Annotated in this window: 17 protein-coding genes and 2 riboswitches; of the genes, 6 read left to right on the top strand and 11 right to left on the bottom strand. The window is 49.2% G+C overall.

Translation table 11 applies throughout. The annotated features are described in order from the left end of the window. Window positions 1-125: 125 nt before the first annotated feature. Both HPT30_RS02455 and rluF read left to right on the top strand, forming a co-directional pair. Complete coding sequence (locus HPT30_RS02455; protein WP_175369926.1) at window positions 126-2,438, top strand: ATP-binding protein; 2,313 nt, start codon at window positions 126-128, stop codon at window positions 2,436-2,438. 4 nt (window positions 2,439-2,442) lie between these two features. Further along, a complete protein-coding gene (rluF, locus tag HPT30_RS02450) occupies window positions 2,443-3,144 on the top strand; it encodes a 23S rRNA pseudouridine(2604) synthase RluF (RefSeq protein ID WP_175369925.1) in 702 nt (233 codons plus the stop codon). Window positions 3,145-3,239: 95 nt separating this feature from the next. Here the strand turns inward: rluF and motB are convergent, their stop codons facing one another. Both motB and motA read right to left on the bottom strand, forming a co-directional pair. After that, the gene (gene motB / locus HPT30_RS02445; RefSeq protein WP_175369924.1) at window positions 3,240-4,055 is read right to left on the bottom strand and encodes a flagellar motor protein MotB; all 816 of its coding nucleotides are present in this window, start codon (window positions 4,053-4,055) and stop codon (window positions 3,240-3,242) included. After that, window positions 4,039-4,839, bottom strand: coding sequence for a flagellar motor stator protein MotA (gene motA, locus HPT30_RS02440; RefSeq protein ID WP_175369923.1), 801 nt, complete (start codon window positions 4,837-4,839; stop codon window positions 4,039-4,041). The genes motB and motA overlap by 17 nt, the downstream gene beginning before the upstream one ends. A 204-nt stretch (window positions 4,840-5,043) precedes the next feature. Between motA and HPT30_RS02435 the strand changes: the two genes are divergently transcribed. Both HPT30_RS02435 and HPT30_RS02430 read left to right on the top strand, forming a co-directional pair. Then, window positions 5,044-5,337 carry a hypothetical protein gene (locus HPT30_RS02435; RefSeq protein WP_175369922.1) on the top strand — a complete coding sequence of 98 codons (294 nt, stop codon included), beginning with the start codon at window positions 5,044-5,046 and terminating at the stop codon, window positions 5,335-5,337. A 221-nt stretch (window positions 5,338-5,558) separates the two neighbouring features. Continuing rightward, complete coding sequence (locus tag HPT30_RS02430; RefSeq protein WP_175369921.1) at window positions 5,559-5,846, top strand: 4a-hydroxytetrahydrobiopterin dehydratase; 288 nt, start codon at window positions 5,559-5,561, stop codon at window positions 5,844-5,846. 119 nt (window positions 5,847-5,965) lie between these two features. Here HPT30_RS02430 and HPT30_RS02425 read toward each other — a convergent pair whose 3' ends face one another. The 6 genes from HPT30_RS02425 to HPT30_RS02400 form a co-directional block, all read right to left on the bottom strand. After that, complete coding sequence (locus HPT30_RS02425) at window positions 5,966-6,322, bottom strand: c-type cytochrome (protein WP_175369920.1); 357 nt, start codon at window positions 6,320-6,322, stop codon at window positions 5,966-5,968. A gap of 126 nt (window positions 6,323-6,448) precedes the next feature. Next, window positions 6,449-6,934 (bottom strand): GNAT family N-acetyltransferase, encoded by a 486-nt coding sequence (locus tag HPT30_RS02420; protein ID WP_175369919.1) that lies wholly within the window; start codon window positions 6,932-6,934, stop codon window positions 6,449-6,451. Window positions 6,935-7,131: 197 nt separating this feature from the next. Continuing rightward, on the bottom strand, window positions 7,132-7,626 hold the full coding sequence (locus HPT30_RS02415) for a C40 family peptidase (protein ID WP_175369918.1): 495 nt from the start codon (window positions 7,624-7,626) through the stop codon (window positions 7,132-7,134). 4 nt (window positions 7,627-7,630) lie between these two features. Beyond that, window positions 7,631-7,772, bottom strand: a riboswitch (cyclic di-AMP (ydaO/yuaA leader). A 379-nt stretch (window positions 7,773-8,151) separates the two neighbouring features. Continuing rightward, a complete protein-coding gene (locus HPT30_RS02410) occupies window positions 8,152-8,634 on the bottom strand; it encodes a C40 family peptidase (RefSeq protein ID WP_246316890.1) in 483 nt (160 codons plus the stop codon). A 3-nt stretch (window positions 8,635-8,637) separates the two neighbouring features. Next, window positions 8,638-8,775, bottom strand: a riboswitch (cyclic di-AMP (ydaO/yuaA leader). Between the two features lie 217 nt (window positions 8,776-8,992). Beyond that, window positions 8,993-9,823 (bottom strand): hypothetical protein, encoded by an 831-nt coding sequence (locus tag HPT30_RS02405; protein ID WP_175369917.1) that lies wholly within the window; start codon window positions 9,821-9,823, stop codon window positions 8,993-8,995. Window positions 9,824-9,834: 11 nt separating this feature from the next. Continuing rightward, window positions 9,835-11,844 (bottom strand): M1 family metallopeptidase, encoded by a 2,010-nt coding sequence (locus HPT30_RS02400; RefSeq protein ID WP_175369916.1) that lies wholly within the window; start codon window positions 11,842-11,844, stop codon window positions 9,835-9,837. 105 nt (window positions 11,845-11,949) lie between these two features. Here HPT30_RS02400 and HPT30_RS02395 point away from each other — a divergent pair, with 105 nt between their 5' ends. Then, entirely contained in the window at window positions 11,950-12,456 is a 507-nt protein-coding gene (locus HPT30_RS02395; protein ID WP_175369915.1) for a YwhD family protein, read from the top strand. A 171-nt stretch (window positions 12,457-12,627) separates the two neighbouring features. Here HPT30_RS02395 and HPT30_RS02390 read toward each other — a convergent pair whose 3' ends face one another. The 3 genes from HPT30_RS02390 to HPT30_RS02380 form a co-directional block, all read right to left on the bottom strand. Further along, complete coding sequence (locus tag HPT30_RS02390) at window positions 12,628-13,110, bottom strand: AbrB/MazE/SpoVT family DNA-binding domain-containing protein (protein WP_175369914.1); 483 nt, start codon at window positions 13,108-13,110, stop codon at window positions 12,628-12,630. 70 nt (window positions 13,111-13,180) lie between these two features. Then, window positions 13,181-14,353 carry a copper amine oxidase N-terminal domain-containing protein gene (locus HPT30_RS02385; RefSeq protein WP_175369913.1) on the bottom strand — a complete coding sequence of 391 codons (1,173 nt, stop codon included), beginning with the start codon at window positions 14,351-14,353 and terminating at the stop codon, window positions 13,181-13,183. A gap of 232 nt (window positions 14,354-14,585) precedes the next feature. Continuing rightward, window positions 14,586-16,655: a transglycosylase domain-containing protein gene (locus HPT30_RS02380; RefSeq protein ID WP_175369912.1), complete on the bottom strand. Its 2,070-nt coding sequence runs from the start codon at window positions 16,653-16,655 to the stop codon at window positions 14,586-14,588. A 134-nt stretch (window positions 16,656-16,789) separates the two neighbouring features. Here HPT30_RS02380 and HPT30_RS02375 point away from each other — a divergent pair, with 134 nt between their 5' ends. After that, window positions 16,790-17,980, top strand: coding sequence for a WD40/YVTN/BNR-like repeat-containing protein (locus HPT30_RS02375; protein ID WP_175369911.1), 1,191 nt, complete (start codon window positions 16,790-16,792; stop codon window positions 17,978-17,980). Window positions 17,981-18,147: the final 167 nt, after the last annotated feature.

Here is an 18,147-nt window from a genome sequence, read left to right as displayed (position 1 = left end):
TTCTGTATTTCAATCCCCGTTCGTATTCCTACATTATAATGTTCTTTTCAAATGAAGGGGCAAAAGGTATGATAATGATGAACACTCCGCTAGGATTTACCAGCGGTAAGAGGTGAAAAGCGAGCTTGTCCATAAAAACTAAATTATCAGCCATTTTATTTGGTTCAGTGCTGCTTGTTCTAGTACTGAATCTGACACTTAACCTCTATGATGTGCGAAATAATTTGCAAAATGAAACGGAAAGAAACATGAGAATGACCGCCATGCAGATTGCCGTTTCCGTTGAACAGAGCAGCTATAGTTCCAATTATGTCGAAAGCCAGATTGCCAACAATTTGCGGATGGCTGCGATCCTGGCTTCACACGAGTTGGACCCTGATATTAAGAATGTGGACAACCGCCAACTACGAGAGCTATCCCACAAGCTGGGTGTGTCTAATATTTCGCTGCTTGTCAAAACTAATGATGATATCGTGATTGCCAAGTCTTCTGACCCCAAAGAGGTGGGCTTGTCCACCAAGGGCTGGGGTTTTTGGTATATTGCCTTCCTGGAGCTGTTCCTCAATCATCAGGTCACCATCGACCAAGGACAGACGCTGGACCATTTTTGGTCAGGTCCCTTCGAATACTCTACCTCCAATCCCGAATTTATCGAGAAGTGGGGATATTATTATGATGGGACAAGCAATTATATCATTGATCCTTATGTTCGTAGTACTTCCGTTAACGATTATGTCAAGATTATGAGCCCAGACGAAATTGTGAAGCAGACGCAAGAGGTTAATCCAGGGATTCTGGAGATTACAGGAATTAACCCAGAGACCTTTGCCCTGACCAGTATGTCATCAGATGGAAGCGATACATTGAATCTGAAGCTGCGCAATCGTCCCATTAAGTATGGCAGCTATGATTATGGCAATGTGCAGCAGGATAAGGCGGCTGTGGCTGCAGCTATAAGCCGGCAACAGCCAGTGCTGCTTGATACGGAAGCTCTGGGTAAAAGAGTGCTGAAAAGCTTCATCCCTATTATGCAGCCAGGGAAAGGCTCCTATGTCATCAGTGTGGTTATGGATTACTCGGTCATATCCTCGGTGATCCGTAAACAGCTGGTCAACAATAGCTCAACTAGTCTTCTGTTGCTGGTGACCTTCTTTTTAGGCAGTTATATTCTGTCCGGCTTTGTTACACGTCCAATTAAAGCAATCCTGGCCAAAGTCAATGATGTCGCCAGGGGGAAATTTGAGACGACGCTAAAGGTCAGTAGCCGGGACGAACTGGGACAGCTGGCTCAGCGGATTAATGCAATGTCTGATCATCTCATGCAGCGTACAAGCCGTCTCGGCCAGACGCTGGAAGAGAATCGTGCGGTCAAGGAGCACTTGGAATCGGTGATTAACGGAACATCCGATGCGATACACACGATGGATATGAATGGCCAGATTCTTAGTACGAATCGCGCATTTGAGGAGCTGTATGGTTGGAGTATCAATGAATCGGCAGGGAAAACCCCGTATCTCGTTCCCGCAACGGCCTTCAAGCTGGAAGCAGAGCGGCTGGAGGAACTAAAGAAGGGGAAGGTACTTCCGCCTGTGGAGACCTTAAGATTGAAGAAGGATGGTTCTATCATTGAGGTCAGCGTCAGTACCTCGGTGATCCGGGATGAGGAAGGCAATCCGCTGTCCTTTGTCCACGTCTCACGTGATATGACTGAGCGGAACCGGATGGAAGAACTGCTGAGACGCTCAGAGAAGCTGACTACGGTCGGTCAGCTTGCGGCAGGGGTAGCGCATGAGATCCGCAACCCGTTGACCACGCTGCGGGGCTTCCTGCAGCTGCAGCAGGAGAAGAAGGTCCTAATCCCGCTACATATTGAGCTGATGCTGTCCGAACTGGAGCGGATCAATCTTATTGTCAGCGAGTTTCTGATTCTGTCCAAGCCGCAAGCGGTTCACTTTCAACAGAAGGATGTCCGGTTTATCCTCAGTGATGTCATTTCCCTGTTGGATAGTCAGGCCCATCTGTTTGACATTGAATTCGTAGCCAGGTTCTCCGATGAGCCCGCAACGGTTCATTGTGAGGAGAATCAGTTGAAGCAGGTCTTTATCAATATTGTCAAGAATGCCATCGAGGCCATGCCGCAAGGCGGCACAATCACACTTGAACAGTATACCGCTGATCAAAGCGTAGTCATTGTGATTACGGACGAAGGTGAAGGAATTCCAGAAGACATACTGCCTAAGCTGGGAGAACCATTTTTCACCAATAAAGAAACCGGTACAGGACTGGGACTTATGGTTAGCCAGCGTATTATACAGGCCCATAAGGGCAGTATGGAGATAGCAAGTGAGGTAGGCAGCGGCGCTAAGGTTACAATTACTATGCCTGCTGCGGAAGCTGTTATCCCCCGCAAGAGCATGAATGAAGAACGGAGTGAATAGCAAGGTGAGAATCAATAAATTCATCAGTGAGACAGGCTACTGCTCACGCCGTGAAGCTGACAAGCTGGTTGAAAGCGGCAGAGTAACGATCAACGGAGAACAAGCAGTGCTTGGCAGTCAGGCTGAGCAGGGTGATGAAGTACGGATTGATGGGAATTTGCTGGAGACGGGCAATACTATCGTGTACATCGCATTGAACAAGCCGGTAGGCATCACCTCTACAACAGAGGAGCATATTAAAGGCAACATTGTTGATTTTGTAGGACATTCAGAGCGGATCTTTCCGATCGGGCGTCTCGATAAAGATTCGGAAGGCCTGATTCTGCTGACGAACGACGGAGATATCGTTAACAAGATATTGCGATCAGAGGGTCGCCATGAGAAGGAATATATAGTGACTGTCGATCGGCCGATCACACCATCCTTTATTACAGGGATGTCGAGTGGCGTCAAGATTCTGGGGGAGAAGACGCTGCCTTGCACGGTTACACGCATCACGGAGCGGGTTTTCCGGATTATTTTGACTGAAGGTAAGAACCGGCAGATTCGCCGTATGTGTAGCGCCTTCGGTTATGAGGTCAGACGTCTTCAGCGCATCCGTATCATGAACATCAATTTGGGGAGTTTACCGGTCGGACAATGGCGTGATCTGTCGCCTAACGAAAGAACTGAGCTAGGGGCCATGTTGAATTATGAATTGCTGTAGGCTCAGCAGTACCTTATAAAAGAATAACAACAAATAAGAGCGGCTCCTAAAGTTATACCTTTAGGAGCCGCTCTTTACTTGCCCACGACGGATAGCTAATTATCGGATGGAGGAATCCCTGTGAATTGCTTGAACTCCTGATACTTCCGAATGATGGAGACTTCAACCCGGCGGTTCTTCGCACGTCCTACAGGCGTGGAGTTATCCGCGATAGGATGGTATTCACCGTATCCGATCGGACTGAATTTCTTTGGATCGAGATTAGGGTTAAGCAGCAGAATCTTCATGAAGTGCAAGGCCCGATCCACACTGAGATCCCAGTTGGAAGAATAGCTAGTGTTGGAAATCGGGATATTGTCCGTATGTCCCTGAACGACTACATCGTAGTCGGGGAATTGCTGTAACATCGTTGAGATGGACTTAGCCAGCTGTCTGGATTCATCCTTGACTACAGCCTGCCCGGAAGCGAACAGGGCATTGTCGCTGATGGTAATCATAAGCTGGGACTGGTTCAGCTTGGTGCTGAGCAGATCGGTCAGTCCATTGTTCTTGATATATTGATCGAATTGCTTCTTGAGCTTCTCAAGATCTTCCTGTTCCTTCTGGCGCAGCTTGGCCATTTCTGCTTCTCCCGTATTCTTGGAGATGACATTGTTCATCTTATCGCTCTTACCCTGGTCCAGATTACTCTCGGATGGGGTTGCTGCCCGTTCTGTCAGCACGCCGGTTCCGCCGTTCAGAACGGAACTGAAGGCCTGGGCCATCTCTTCGAACTTCTTGGCATCGGTGGCGCTCATGGCATACATAACGAGGAACAAGGCGACAAGCAGGGTCATGAGGTCGGAATACGGCAGCAGCCAGGATTCATCGGCATGCTCCTCATGTTCCTCGTGTCTAGTCTTTTTGCTCACTCGAACCGGCCTCCTTGTCCAGCAGCTTAGCGCGTTCCGTAGGTGTTAGGAAGACAGCCAGCTTCTGATTAATCGCAATGGTGGAGACCCCGGATTGAATGGACAGCAGACCTTCTACCATCATTAGGCGGACATCAATCTCTTGCTTGGAGAGCCGTTTGAGCTTGTTGGCAATCGGGTGCCACAGCACATATCCTGTGAAAATACCGAGTACGGTAGCAATAAACGCTCCGCCGATCGCATGAGCGAGCTTTTCCATCTCGGTCATATCGGCAAGTGCAGCGATAAGCCCGATTACGGCTCCGAGTACCCCCAGCGTAGGCGCGTACATACCGGCCTGGGAGAAGATCAGCGCACCGGCTTTATGACGATCTTCAGTAGCACGGATATCCTCCATAAGTACATCGCGAACGAATTCCTGATCGTTGCCATCGATAATCATCCGCATGCCGTTCCGGAGGAAACCATCCTCTATTTCATCAACCTTGGACTCCAAAGCCAGCAGGCCTTCGCGGCGTGTGATGGATGCCCATTCCATAAATGTAGTAATTAGTTCCGCTTTGCTGACCATTTTCTTTTTAACAAAGATCATTTTGAACAAGCTAGGTACCTTTTTGATTTCTGAAAATGGAAAAGCCATAAAGATTGAAGCGGCGGTACCCAATAAAATAATTAAGTATGCAGCGGGAGTGGCCAAACTTTGGATGGGAGCGCCCTTCAGCACCATCCCGAAAAGAACAGAGACCAGACCAAAGACTAGACCGATTATTGTTGAGATTTCCATTATGCACCTCGTCCATGAGATTTAAGAAGTGATCCGACTTAGCCGCGTTAATCATCCTTGAAGCGCGGCAGGGCATCTTAACCCAAACGGAATAACTTATATTCTTATTTATCGACATCATTCCCTTTTTTGTGAAGTCATTTTTTCGGCTATAATGGATAAGGTAAGTTATTATTCATCAGTGAAGAAAACGGAGTGATACACATGGGCGTTAAACATGGCAGAGATTATGCAGAAATTCTGAACGAATTGACGGAAGCGGCCTCACGTATTACCGACGGATTTTTATTTTTTGAAATGGACCCGGAGGAATGGCAGGAGCTGCCACAGGAATCGAAGCTTGAGGTATGGGAAGCGCTTGCCGAGGATCTGTTCTATGCACTGGGCAATGAACCGGTCATTGAGGTGGGAAGCGGGGTTGTGATTTACGACAAGGATACACACCGGATCAATATTTTGCTCGGCGATGAGGACCTGGCCTCTGTTGTCCTGGTTTAATAGGAATACAGGTGAGCGGAATTTGCCGCAGTCTGCCGCCCGTGGTAAAATTGACGGAGCGAAGTACTATTTACCGGGATTGAAGAATACAATTAAACCGAAAATTGTCTTTATCCTGGCACATCCCTTGGACCTCAGAAGCTAAGGGATGTTTTGTTTAAACAAGCAAAGAGGCAAGGCGATCGGAACTTTGCTACTAATAAGGTAAGGGAGGTAATAATGTGCTACTTACAGAGGAAGAACTGATCGAGCAGATCGGCAAGCTGGAAGGCTGGAAGCTGGTGAAAAATACGATTACACGCAAATATATGTTCAGCGATTATATGAAGGGAATAGCCTTCGTCGATGCGGTGGCCGCCATTGCGGAGGCTTTTGACCACCATCCGCATATTACGATTGATTATAAAGCAGTCACGCTTCGCTTGACGACACATAAAGAGGGCGGAATTACGCCGCTGGACATTCGTGGTGCGCAGGAGTTTAATGAGGCCTTCGAGAAGGCCCGCTAGCCAGTCGTGTAGTCCTTTAACATAGCAATGGTAAAGAATACTCATACATGTGAAAAAGCCCGTGTCGCAGGATGTAGATCCTGACACGGGCGTATTTGTGTTGTCTCTCTAATGAAGCTCTACTTCTTCTCAGCCAGCCATGTGGCCACGTTCGCAATTTCCTCCGGCGCCAGCTTTTCCTTGAAGGAAGGCATTTGGCCCCGTCCTTTGGTTACTATACTGTAAATCCCGGCAGCGTCATGCTGGCCACCTTCGTTTTTCAAGCTAGGTCCTATCCCGCCCTGAAGCTGATCGCCATGGCAGGTGATACAATTGGCTTTCACAGTCGCTTCTGCCTTGGCGGCATCAAGCTGAATTTCAGGCATAGTAGGCTTGTTCTGTTCCGCTACCTCTTCTTTACCTGGAAGTGTGAACATTAGAACTACCGCAAAGGCACAGGCGGCAAAAAACAATCCGCTCATGATCCATTTTTGCATCCCCAATCGTCCCTTCTATGTAAGCTGCTCCCTACATTATAGCGGAAGGTGAAGCGTTATCATAGCATTTGTGGCAAAAAAATGAACGACTATGCAATACTTCTCTAAACTTCCTTTAACAAAGCATCATTTCTCATAGACCATACAATAAAATGGTTTACTTCCAGTAGGTGTCATTCGTTCGTAAGTGTCAGTAATCGTAAAACCACTTTTTTGGTAAGTCCGAATGGCCCGCTGATTCCAGGTTAGTACCTCCAAATCGACCTCCCGCTCAGGGTAGCGTAGTACTGCAGCTTGGACGATGGCACGGACAAAGTGTTGGCCCATTCCGTGACCACAAAGCTCTGGACGCATACCAATCCCCAGACGCACCACACCCTCCATCGGGAATAGCTGTGCGAAGCCGCAGAGATCACCTTCATCGTTCAACACAGACACATACTGTTCACTGCGCAGCCGGGCATCGCCAAACTCAATGCCGAGCTCCTCCATCTGTTGCCAGGGCATCCAGCCATATATATTGTAAGGAGGCTCATAGCTCCATTGGCAGATGTCTTCGGCATGGCTGGTCTCCATGGGTACCACATGGAACGTAACAGGTAAATGAATCATCGGGTGAGACCTCCTTTCCACAGGATAAAGCTCTATAATTTAATTATATACAAAAAGCATAAGATCAGGCGCAGAAAGTCAGGAAAATGTTGTTTGGTGAATTTCAGGAGGGGTAATGAAGAGTAACAGAAACGACAAAAAAGTCCTTCTCCAGATTTCGATAAAATCGGGAAAAGGACTGGCTTATGACTTATAGACTATTGTACATCGTCAAAATCTTGAGTATCTGTCGCAAGCGCCTGGTAAGCATCCGTGCTCATCACGCGTTTAGCACCCACATAACGACTAACATAATAGCTTTCACTCAGCGAGCTGATCGTTACACCACGAGAAGATGAAGCATGGGCGAATTTGCCTTCGCCAACATAAACGCCAACATGGGAGATTCCTTTGCCGCTGGTATTGAAGAATACCAGGTCGCCCGCTCTAAGTTCGTCACGGGACACCGTGGAGCCCATCTGATATTGGGAACCGGATTGGTGTGGTAGGTCAATACCGATCTTGTTGAAGACATACATTGTAAAACCAGAGCAATCAAATCCACTTGTAGTCGTGCCGCCAGCTACGTACTTGGTGCCGATAGCCTTGTCAATCACCTTATCCATCTTGGAATCGGCGAAAGCGCTTCCTGCTCCAATAGCGGTAAGCATCATTGAAAAGCCAAGCACTGCTGCTGCTAATTTCTTCTTCAAAAGTGTAAACCCCTTCCAATGCCTACGAGGTTAGCTTAAGGGTTCGGTTGAAGGTCCCCTATGACCCCTCTTCGAACAGGAGGTCAATTCACCCAAAGTGGTTCCCCCGTTTCCCTAATGGTTAGGGAACTCGGCATATACCGTTGATTAGAATTAGACTGCTATATGAATACATGACAAAACCTTATAAAAAGGTGACTCAATAATTACAAAAATGTTACTAAAAACTCACTGCGCTAATTGTAACAAACACAGCGTCGCTTGGCAATCATTTATAGCATATTTGTGCGCAAAAAATGGGATTTTAAGAGCGGATTCTCACTATTAACGTTGAAAATAGAGAACAATCCGAAATTTCCAAAATTTATTGAGTTTTTTTGGCGCAAATATGATTCATCTGCTTCCTGGAAGTGTATACGTATACTATAAAATAGGAAAAAACCGGAAATTGACTGTGAGGATAATCAGTCTCCGGGCACAATATAGATATGAAGTGAAATGGAATGTCGTAGTTGAGGGATTAGTTTAGTCGTAGGCCACCGCTTTATAAGCAGTTGTACTCATGATCCGTTTGGCACCAATGTAGCGATCAGCCCAGTATTTCTCACTCAGTGAGCTAATAATGACGCCGCGCGAAGATGATGATTGAGCAAATTTACCATTTCCGACGAAGATACCGACATGAGATACACCGTTACCTAGTGTGTTGAAGAATACGAGGTCTCCTGGACGCATTTGGCTGCGAGACACGGAGGTACCTGTCTTATATTGCGATTGGGATGTACGAGGCAACGAAATGCCGATGCTTTTGTATACATATGTAGTAAATCCCGAACAATCAAATCCGGCTGTGCTTGTCCCTCCAGTTTTATAGGAGGTTCCGAGGGTTTTTGTAATAACCGTGTCCATTTTGGAGTCAGCTGAAGCGCTATTGGTTCCGATACCGATGGCGAGTGCCAAACCTAGTGTGGCTGTAACAATGATTTTCTTAAAATTCTGTCTGTTCAAAAGATGTACTCCTTCCAAGGCCTGCGAGGTTAGCTTAAGGATTCGGTAGAAGGTCCCCTATGATCCCTCTCTTACGAGATCAATTCACCCAAAATATGGTTCCCCCACTTCCCGGTGCAAGGAATTCGGCGTTTTATGCACCCAAAATGTGACGTGTCGACAACTGCATACATGACATAAACGAAGTTATTAAGAAATGCCTTCAAAAGATTACAAAGTTGTTACTAGTAGTACAGAAGACATTGTATCAAACCCGTTACCATTTTGCAAATCGCTCTGCTGAAGATGACAAAAAAAGAGTCGCGGCTCCTGTTAGCCAGGAACAGTGACTCTTCTAATATGCCCTGAGGGGGCGGATTTATTGTGGAAATGCTTTACTCCTCCATAGGTCATATTGAGCTGCAATACCCCACAATTTGAGCAGTGTGGACGGGAGCGGAAGGAGTTGGCGGATCAGGAGTGCAGGCAAGCCAGGGAAGTAAAAAACCCCCAAGGCGTAGATCACCAAGAGCAGCAGACCGCCTGCTCCCATCACGAGTGATACCCCTATCGCGGTGAGGAGGCACCGTAGGGCGATTAACAGGGAGGAGAACATGCCAGTTCCGGCTGTATAACCGAACTGCATGTACAACAGCAGCAAGCGGATAACATATACATATGCACACCAAGCCAGAATATAGGGAACGCCGTTCAGCAGCAGCTTGTAGTCCATTAAAGACGACAGCAGCAGTGTATATATCTTGGGTGCGAACCAGTAAACGGGCAGGAGGGCGAGTAGCCACTCTACCAGGCTGAAGATCAGCACGGACAGACCATGCTTTTTCATGCCGGGGAAAAAGAACAGACCGCGCTCTCCTGAACGCTCCTGATGCAGCTCATGCAGCAGACCCGCCCGAATGAACGGGGAAATGAGCAGTCGCAGCAAGGTTAACCCTAGCAGCAGGCATAGCCAGCGCTGTACGTCAGGATCGGAGGTAAGACTATGCTGACCCTCGATGTAGAACAGCAGCCTGGCCATACCACTGCCCCCCGCGTTGTGGTCGGGATACCGCAGCAGGACTGATACTACGGCCTCCCGTACGAAACCATACATAAAATAGCCCCAGAGCAGACGGTAGATGAATAGCAGTATCAGAATATAAGTTTGCTCCTTCAAACTTTGCCAGCCGCGAATAATTGATGTTTTCAAGCTCATCCACCTCACCAGACCAGAGTTCCAAGCACAGTTTCAAGCAGTTTCGACAAGGTTAGCGTCCAGCGGGAGAGAGTATCCGGCTTGATCTCCGCCAGTCTGAAATTGTTGATATGTTTGTTCTCCAGCAGAAGGGTGTGCTGGGGATCGATCTCTGCCGACAATAGTGGGGAGCTGGAGATCAGCTGGAACGCTGTATTCTTGTTGTCCCCATTCCAGACTCGCTCTACGGTGTGGCCATCAGAGAAGGTGAATTTAATGGGGACATTCGCGTAGTGGCTACCTCTGTTGCTCACCTTTACGATAGATTCGTAGCCTTGGCCGGTGCCGGCATTTTCTTTGGTACGCATCTGGATATCGTCGATCGAGAAATCAGGGGCTCCGCCGTCATAAATATAAAGATCGAAATAGTTCTGCCATGATTTCTTGGTCACGTTCTCTACGACCTTCTGAAAATCACGGGTAGTGGGATGGCGGAACCGATATTTATTCGCATAGGTGGACAGGATGGCATCCATAGTTTTAGTGCCGACCTGCCGTTCGATGTCTTTTAGCACCAATTTGCCACGGAGGTAAACATTCTGGGTATAAGCATCTGCTCCGCTGTATTTCCAGGTTTCCAGTGTGAGGGCCTGAGGAGAGGTCACCAGGCTGGCTTGAATGGGCAGATTAGCCATCACACCGTATTCTTGCTCCATTAGACGGTCTTCGGCATAGGAGGTGAAGCTCTCATCCAGCCAGGCTTCCTCGAATTCGTTGCTGGCTAACATACCATAGAAGTATTGATGTCCTATTTCGTGAACCACCGTTCGTTCCAATGAGGTGTCTGGAGAAGACTCAGATGCACCGAAGGCTGTAATCAAAGTGGGATATTCCATTCCTCCAGCCCCGTTGGCATCCTTGGGCGGAACCACTATTGAGAGTGTGGAATAAGGATACGGCCCGTACCATTTACTAAATGCGCTTAGGGCAGCCTTCGCAGCTTGGAAATAGCGCTCCTTGAGGTCTTTATGCAGCGGGTCCAGGTATAGCTTGATTCGCACACCAGGAACTTCCGGCGTGGAGAAGGCCTCCTCGGTGACCACAAAATCAGGAGAGGCAGCCCAGGCAAAATCATGGACGTCGTCAGCGTAGAATTGATAAATTTTCTGATTCTGCTTTAGTTTAGCGGTCTTCACCGGGAAGCCGGTGGCAGCCACGGTATACTCAGGAGGCACAGCTATCGTCACATTGTATATGCCAAAATCGCTGTAGAATTCTGATGTCCCGTGGTACTGATGCAGATTCCAGCCTTCCTGGGTTACTCCGCGGGTTCCGACGGGTTCATAGACGCTAATCTTGGGAAACCATTGTCCGGCCATAACGAAGTTTCCCGCGATTCCCATCCGGGCGAATACTTTGGGTAGCTTGACCTCAAATTGCAGCTTGAGGGTTACACTTTCCCCGCCGTTCACGGGTTCAGGCAGATGTAACTTCACCAATGTGCGGTCATTGATATTTCCGTCATCGGGTTGAACATACTGCACTCTCTGGATGAGGGATGTGCCTTCTGAGGTTCGTACATCCGTCAGGGTCATGCTGCCGAACCCGTTGTCGGGCATCTTGTCACTTCGCAGCTCACCGCCGGATTCCTTCATAAAAGTCGTATTGCGGGATTCAAAGGCATTGGGATAGAGATGAAAATACAGATCGCTTACCGGCTTACGGCCGGGATGGTTCCAAGTTACTGTCTCCGCGCCTTTTAATGTGGCTGTCTCCGGGTCAAGCTTCACGTCAATATGGTACTCGGCGACTCTTTGACTCAGCGCCTCGGACACGGGAACGGGTGCGCTCTCCGGGAATGCCTGCTGCGCGTTGCCCTTGCCAGGCGAGACAGCGGGGGACTTGGCCGCTTTTTGGGCAGACATGCCTGCCAAGGCAGGGCTTGCACCTGGGTAGCTCCACAAGCTCCCGCCCAGCAGCGTTAGGGCGGCCAGAGCCAGAATGCTAATTTTGGTTCGAAATGTCGGTGGCTTCATACTGTGATTCCCTCCCGTTGACAAGCATCTACGGGATGTATATGTTTGCAATCGCCGGATTATTAGCTAAAATTAAATTATTCGTAAGAGGAAGGACGTGCATCTGTGGATAACAAGCAACCGGAAGGCAAGAAACAGATTGCCTTGAATATTGTCAACGCGAAGAGCAAACATAAAGGATTTGGAGCAGGCTCAATTGATTTGAACAATGTGTCCCCCGTCATTATTGATAACGGCGAAGCGATCATTGATATCGGGGCTATGCACGCTAAGAGCAAGGTGGAGAAGGGCATTAAGTTCTCCATGAACCGTGAGGATGTTCCGAACGGGAGACAAGTATGGGTCGTATGGGTAGCTGTAGACCGGACAGCCGAGGGTCAGCACTACGCCGGAATTACGGCTTGTGAGATGTGGATTGACACTGAAGCTCGTCGCGGGTGGAAGATTCTGGCCGAACATGTGAACAAACTTGATTCTGCGTTAAAACGGAAAGTTATTGTGGAAGGGCTTGGCCAACCGGAAAAGGCGGCGCTGAAATCCCTGCTTATTTCACATAATGAAGAGTGGTGGGAAACTTCGAGGGAAGAGCTGAAGGCAGCACTATCGGAATAATCTTCAGAATTTTGCCGGATATATCCGTCCGTTAAGCGGACATCCCAGCAAAAGGCTGCATCTCCTGTACTATGAGGAATGCAGCCTTTTTAGTATTCTATAATTGCTAATAGAGCGGAGTGCGGCAACTCAGGCCAATCGAGCGAGATGGATTCCTTTCGGTACAGCTGATCAGCCGATCTTGGATTGCCTCGGAGCATTAAGCTTACGCTTTAGTTGGCTTACCCGCGCTTGGCTGATTCCCAGGATCTCGGCGAGCTGCTTCTGATTGGCGAATGGATGCTCTTCGATGGCCCGCTCCAGTCGCTGTGTCATCTCTTCAGTCTTCTTCCGTTTGACACTGCTGCCAGGGTCGGCGGTAGCCTGAGGAAGGAGCGGAGAAGGTTCGGGCTCCTGCGGGAGACGCTCCGGATCACCGAGTTCCTTCAGGCAGCTGTTGCAGATGAATTGATCCTTGTAATAGCTCACGTGGTCCAGACTTCTGCAGAAGGTGCATTCCGTGGAGGTATACTTTCTAAGCACAATAACATCCTCATTCAGAATGAAAAATTCGATAGGATCCCCAATGTCGATATTGCGTGTCATACGGATTTCCACGGGAACCACAATCCTGCCCAGACTATCCAAATTCCGAATCATACCCGTATCTTTCATACCATTTCCCTCATTCACATGTTTAGATTTGGTGTTTCTTGTATTATAACAGAAATGTAAATTATTAGAGTTAAGAAAGCGTATACGTGAACTGAACCTGCCGGTTGTCCTCAAAAGACGTCCAGGTAAAGGATAGCGTATTGCCCGAACGTCCATTGTATTGGAGCCGGTCGCCAGGATAATCAAAGTCCCAGTTCGGGTACTGCTCCAACCAGGCCTGGTCCTCTGACCCTAGAAGCTGTGTATAGAGCGCTGTACTTTCTCCGCTCTTGCGATCAATCAGGAACAGTGTTCCTTTTTGGTACGGACGTACCAGAAGGAAGTCCTCTTCGATGGCTTCGAGGGCAAAAGTATCGTCAATGCCGGTGGGCTCTGCTAAATTGTAGGTTTTGAAAATATGACCGTCCGGATTGACCAGGTAAAGAATGCTTTTGTTCACCATGACCAGATTTCCTTGATAGGCGGAGACATTCTCTTTCATCCCGAGATTGCGCATTCCTCCGTAGCTACTTACGGTTTGGCGAACCAACTGTCCTTCATGCAGCAGAAGCCGATAGTTACTGACATGAATATGTGGCTCACCAGAAGCATTATTAAGATCAAGCACATAGCTTGTGCTGTTCACCGTACGCACGCTGAGAGTGGCCCAATCCAACTGACGAACATTAGCGATTCCTGCCCTTACAGGTCGCCTTCCGCTTTCTCCGCTATATACAACCCCCTTTTCCTTATGTAGCCAGAACAATTCCCGCCCAGATACCGCTTTGAGATACCGTTCAGTGTATGGAACAGTAACATCTAGCTTACCGTCCCAGCCAACCGGAAGACTAAAGGCTTTGGAGAACAGGGTGGTCGGTACATAGGTGATGCCATCTCTGATGAGTGTGGGTGCACCTAGACTGATCACTTTATTGTCTGCCGTGTAGGCCTTTGATTGTCCAACCTTTAGGCTAAGCGCCTGATAAAGACCGGTAACCTCAATACTGGATTTGTCTGCGTTCCACAGCACGTGGAGATCGAGCAGTGGTGCCATTTCTTTTAAAGGTAGGTAGACGGCACCTTGCTGACGGAAGCCGGCATGCTCCAGCGAGCGCCTGGTTTGTTCTGTCGGTGCAGCCGGAGAGAGAGTAGCGGATTCTGTGCCAGCCGGAGCTGCTAGAGCAGAGCCTGATACCAACGAGCAACCCACGCTTGTGATAAAGATGATTGCGGCCCCATAGACTGCCAGCTTTGAGAGGACCATGGACAGACCTCCTTTATAAGGATACGGAATAATAAGCAGATATCTTCTGTCTGTGCGTAGAGGTTGCGGGGGTTATCTATGCCTTACATCCCAATACCCAGTTATAGGTTCTTAAATAAAAACCTCTCCGATTCAAAGGTCCAAAGGGAGAGGTTGCTTGGGGTTCTATTCTTTTATACCCAATTTTGGGCTGACGAAACGCTAAAATCCAATTCTTTATACCCAAGTAGGCCTAATTCATCCACCAGCGCTTGATATCCTGCCATAGGGAGTGATCTTCACCGGAATCATCCTTTCCGGGAATGGATTCTTCCGCTCGGTGGGCCTTTTCTCCTGCCCCGTGCAGATCGCAATATGCAGTGGGTTCTGTGCCGCTAATGAAGGTCTCCAGCACTTTGTCCGGACAATCGGCTGTAGCCAGTTTACCGGATTGCTTATCAATATAGACACTAACTACACCGTCTGGAATTGGAAAAATCTTAGGTGGGACGTTTTCCAGCGCTTTCTCTGTGTACTGGGCAAAAATCGGGGCAGCACGTCTACCATCTGTTGTTGCGATATCCCGGCCTTTGTCGTATCCGACCCAGACGGCCGTCGATAATTCGGGGGTGAAGCCAACCATCCAGCCATCAGTATCGGTCGTGCCGGTCTTGCCAGCAACAGGTCGTTTGATAATGGAGGCTACGCGGTTCCCAGTGCCCCCGGTCTCGAACACGCCCTCCATCAGCCGGGTCAACACATAAGCTGCTGCAGGCTCCACTACGGCCTCTCCCTGAGGCTGAGGTGCTTCATACAGAACGACCCCCTTGGCGTCTGTGATCTTCAGGATGGCTGTCGAGGGCATCCGGACCCCGCCGCCGCCGATCACGGCAAAGGCGGAGGCCATTTCCAGCGGACTGACCGGTGAAGTGCCTAGCGCCAGGGAAGGCACGTGCTGGAGCGGGCTTTTAATCCCCATCTCCGCGGCCATCTCTGCTACCTTGTCGGCTCCAATCTTCATAATCGTATTCACGGCATAAATATTGTCCGAGGCAGCAATCGCCTGGCGCATATTGATTTCCCCCAGATACTTGTCGCCAAAATTACGGGGCTGGTAGGTCTTGCGGTTATTGTCATAATGGAACAGTGTGGGTTGGCTATTGAACACTGAAAGTCCGTTCATCGTCTTGGAAGATAGGGCCGCAAGATACATAATCGGCTTGAAGGAAGATCCAGGCTGGCGGGTGGTCGCCAATGCGTGGTTGAACTGGTTAGTCCGGTAGTTTTTGCCCCCCACCATCGCTTTAATGTAGCCGGTACGAGGATCTATGGATACCAGGGCCGTTTCCAATTCGCTAGCCGGATCCATTCCATTGCTGACGGCATCCTCTGCGGCTTGCTGCATGACGGGGTCCAGAGTGGTGTAGACATTTAGTCCACCCTGTTCGAATTCGTCGCTGTCGATATCCAGCAACCCTATCGCCAAGCCACGCACATAATCACGGAAGTAGGGCGCTGCTACGGTGGTGTCTTTTTCCCCTTGCGGTTTGAAATTAAGCTTCTCCTGTGCCGCCAGCTTGGCCTCAGCTTCTGTAATGTCACCAAGCTCGGCCATAACAGACAGGATCAGCTGCTGGCGATTCTTGGCGTTGTCCATGTGATTGTAAGGAGAATAGTAAGTGGGCCCCTTGGGTACTCCTGCCAGCATCGCACTCTCTGCGAGGTCAAGATCCGCTGCTGATTTGCCGAAATACATTTTGGCCGCGGCTTCAATGCCGTATGCCCCGTGACCGTAGTAGATTTCATTCAAATACATATTCAGGATTTCGTCTTTGCTATATTTCATCTCGAGCTGCATCGTATAGAAGGCTTCCTTAATTTTGCGGGTCCAGGTCTTCTCATGGGATAGATAGAGATTGCGTGCAAGCTGTTGGGTAAGTGTACTGGCGCCTTGTGAGCGGCCTCCTTCCTCCAGATTGACGAGGATGGCCCGGGCCATGCCCTTGAGGTCAAAGCCGGTATGCTTATAGAATTTGCGGTCTTCAACCGCCAGCGTAGCTTGAACAAGCAGTGGCGAAATATGACTCAGCTCCACTGGATCACGACTGCGTCCATCTGATGTGAAGGTGGCCAGCACATTTCCCCGGACATCAAGCAGCCTGGAGCGGACATCGTCCAGGGTAGGCGGCAGATCTTTCTGATATAGGTATCCCAGCAGGGCTCCGGCAGCCAGTAAGCACAAGATCGTCAGGGCTGACAGCAACCGAAATGCCCGGCGGAGCGGACTTTTGCGTTTAGGTGGGTTAGCGGATTCGCTCGGCATTGCACCAGGCTCCTTTCTTGCTTTCATCCTCATTATGGGAAAGGAAGTGACAGGATATTCACTGGGGAGGCCGATGATCTGACAGAGTAACAGTTGCAGTACGGGGTTATATATTAAAAGGAGGTGTTATCCCTATGAATTGGACACATCATTGGCGCAGAATAGCACTGACACTCTTTTCAGCAGGGCTTCTGGCGCTTTCAGGCTGGGGAACGGTTATTTCTTCCGCACAAGCGGCCCATTCAACCGCAGCAGGTACACCGGTTTGTGGAACGGGCGATCATGGTTTGCTGAAGGATTTGCACAAGAAACACGCTCAGCAGGAAGAAGCTCCATTCGCCTTCTCGGACATTTCATTTCTGAATAGTGAGACTGGCCGAGCTGTAGGGAACGGCTTTATGATTGGCACCTCGGACGGCGGATGTCATTTTCAAGAAATTTATCAAGGACAGTGGAACTTCAAAGGAATTTCTTTTCCCGATAATGTACACGGCTGGGCAATTGCTTCTATTGGAGAAGGGCAGGCCAACTATCTGATAGCTAGTGCAGACGGCGGTTCTACCTGGAAAAATATCTCCGGGAAGGCAACAGTCTTCGACCGGATTGACTTTATGGACAGCAAGAACGGCTTTGCTTACAGCCGGAATGCAGTATTTTCCACTAAAGATAGCGGCCAGAGTTGGACGGAGATTCAGACACCCGCCAATACGCGGGGGGCCTATTTCAGCAGCCCCAGCAGCGGTTGGAGTGTTGTCGTGGCACCCGGCACGGGTTACCGGGTAATGAAGACAACCGACGGGGGAACTACCTGGAAGCTTTCTCTCCAATCCGGTATTACTTATCCGACAGGCGGAGAGATCTATGCGAAGGGCAATCAGGTATATGCCCTGCTGTATGGCGACTCGGGAATGTCACAGACCTCGTACTCCCTGTACGCCAGCTCAGACAAGGGTGGGACCTGGAAACGCGTGATTGCCCAGGCGACAGCCGGCGGCGGACCTGCACCGGGCAGCGGATCGGCACAACTCAAATCTGGGCCGGCATCTGGAAGGCCTGGTAACATGCAGTTGGTCGGTAACAGCACCGCTATTCTTGTCGGCTATTCTCCCGCCGGAGAGCAGGTTGCTGTAGGACGTACCGTGAACGGTGGCAGGACGTGGAGTAACTTGAAGCCTATACAGGGATTCGAGGGAACTATCTCCTTCCCGGACAGCAAACATGGCTGGCTCGCCGTAAGGGAACAGGATGAATCAGCTGTATATGCCACTGCGGATGGTGGTTCTAGCTGGAAGCAAAAATTCGCCTTCAAAGATGCGGGAAGGTAGCTTCAGGCCTTTAGCTAAAGAGGAAGAGGCTGCTCCAGTCCTATTATATGGCTGGGGAAAGCCTCTTTTTGTGCTTGGCGTCCATTGTTTAGTAAGTGAGCGTCTTTCGGTTGTTTAAGGAGCATTTATAGAAGAGAAAAATATGAAGCAATGAATCATCATCTTTG

The organism is Paenibacillus agri (assembly GCF_013359945.1).
GTDB classification, from domain to species: Bacteria; Bacillota; Bacilli; order Paenibacillales; family Paenibacillaceae; genus Paenibacillus_AQ; species Paenibacillus_AQ agri.
Note: the sequence above shows the minus strand (reverse complement) of the source record. Positions and strands in the feature narration are given on the sequence as shown.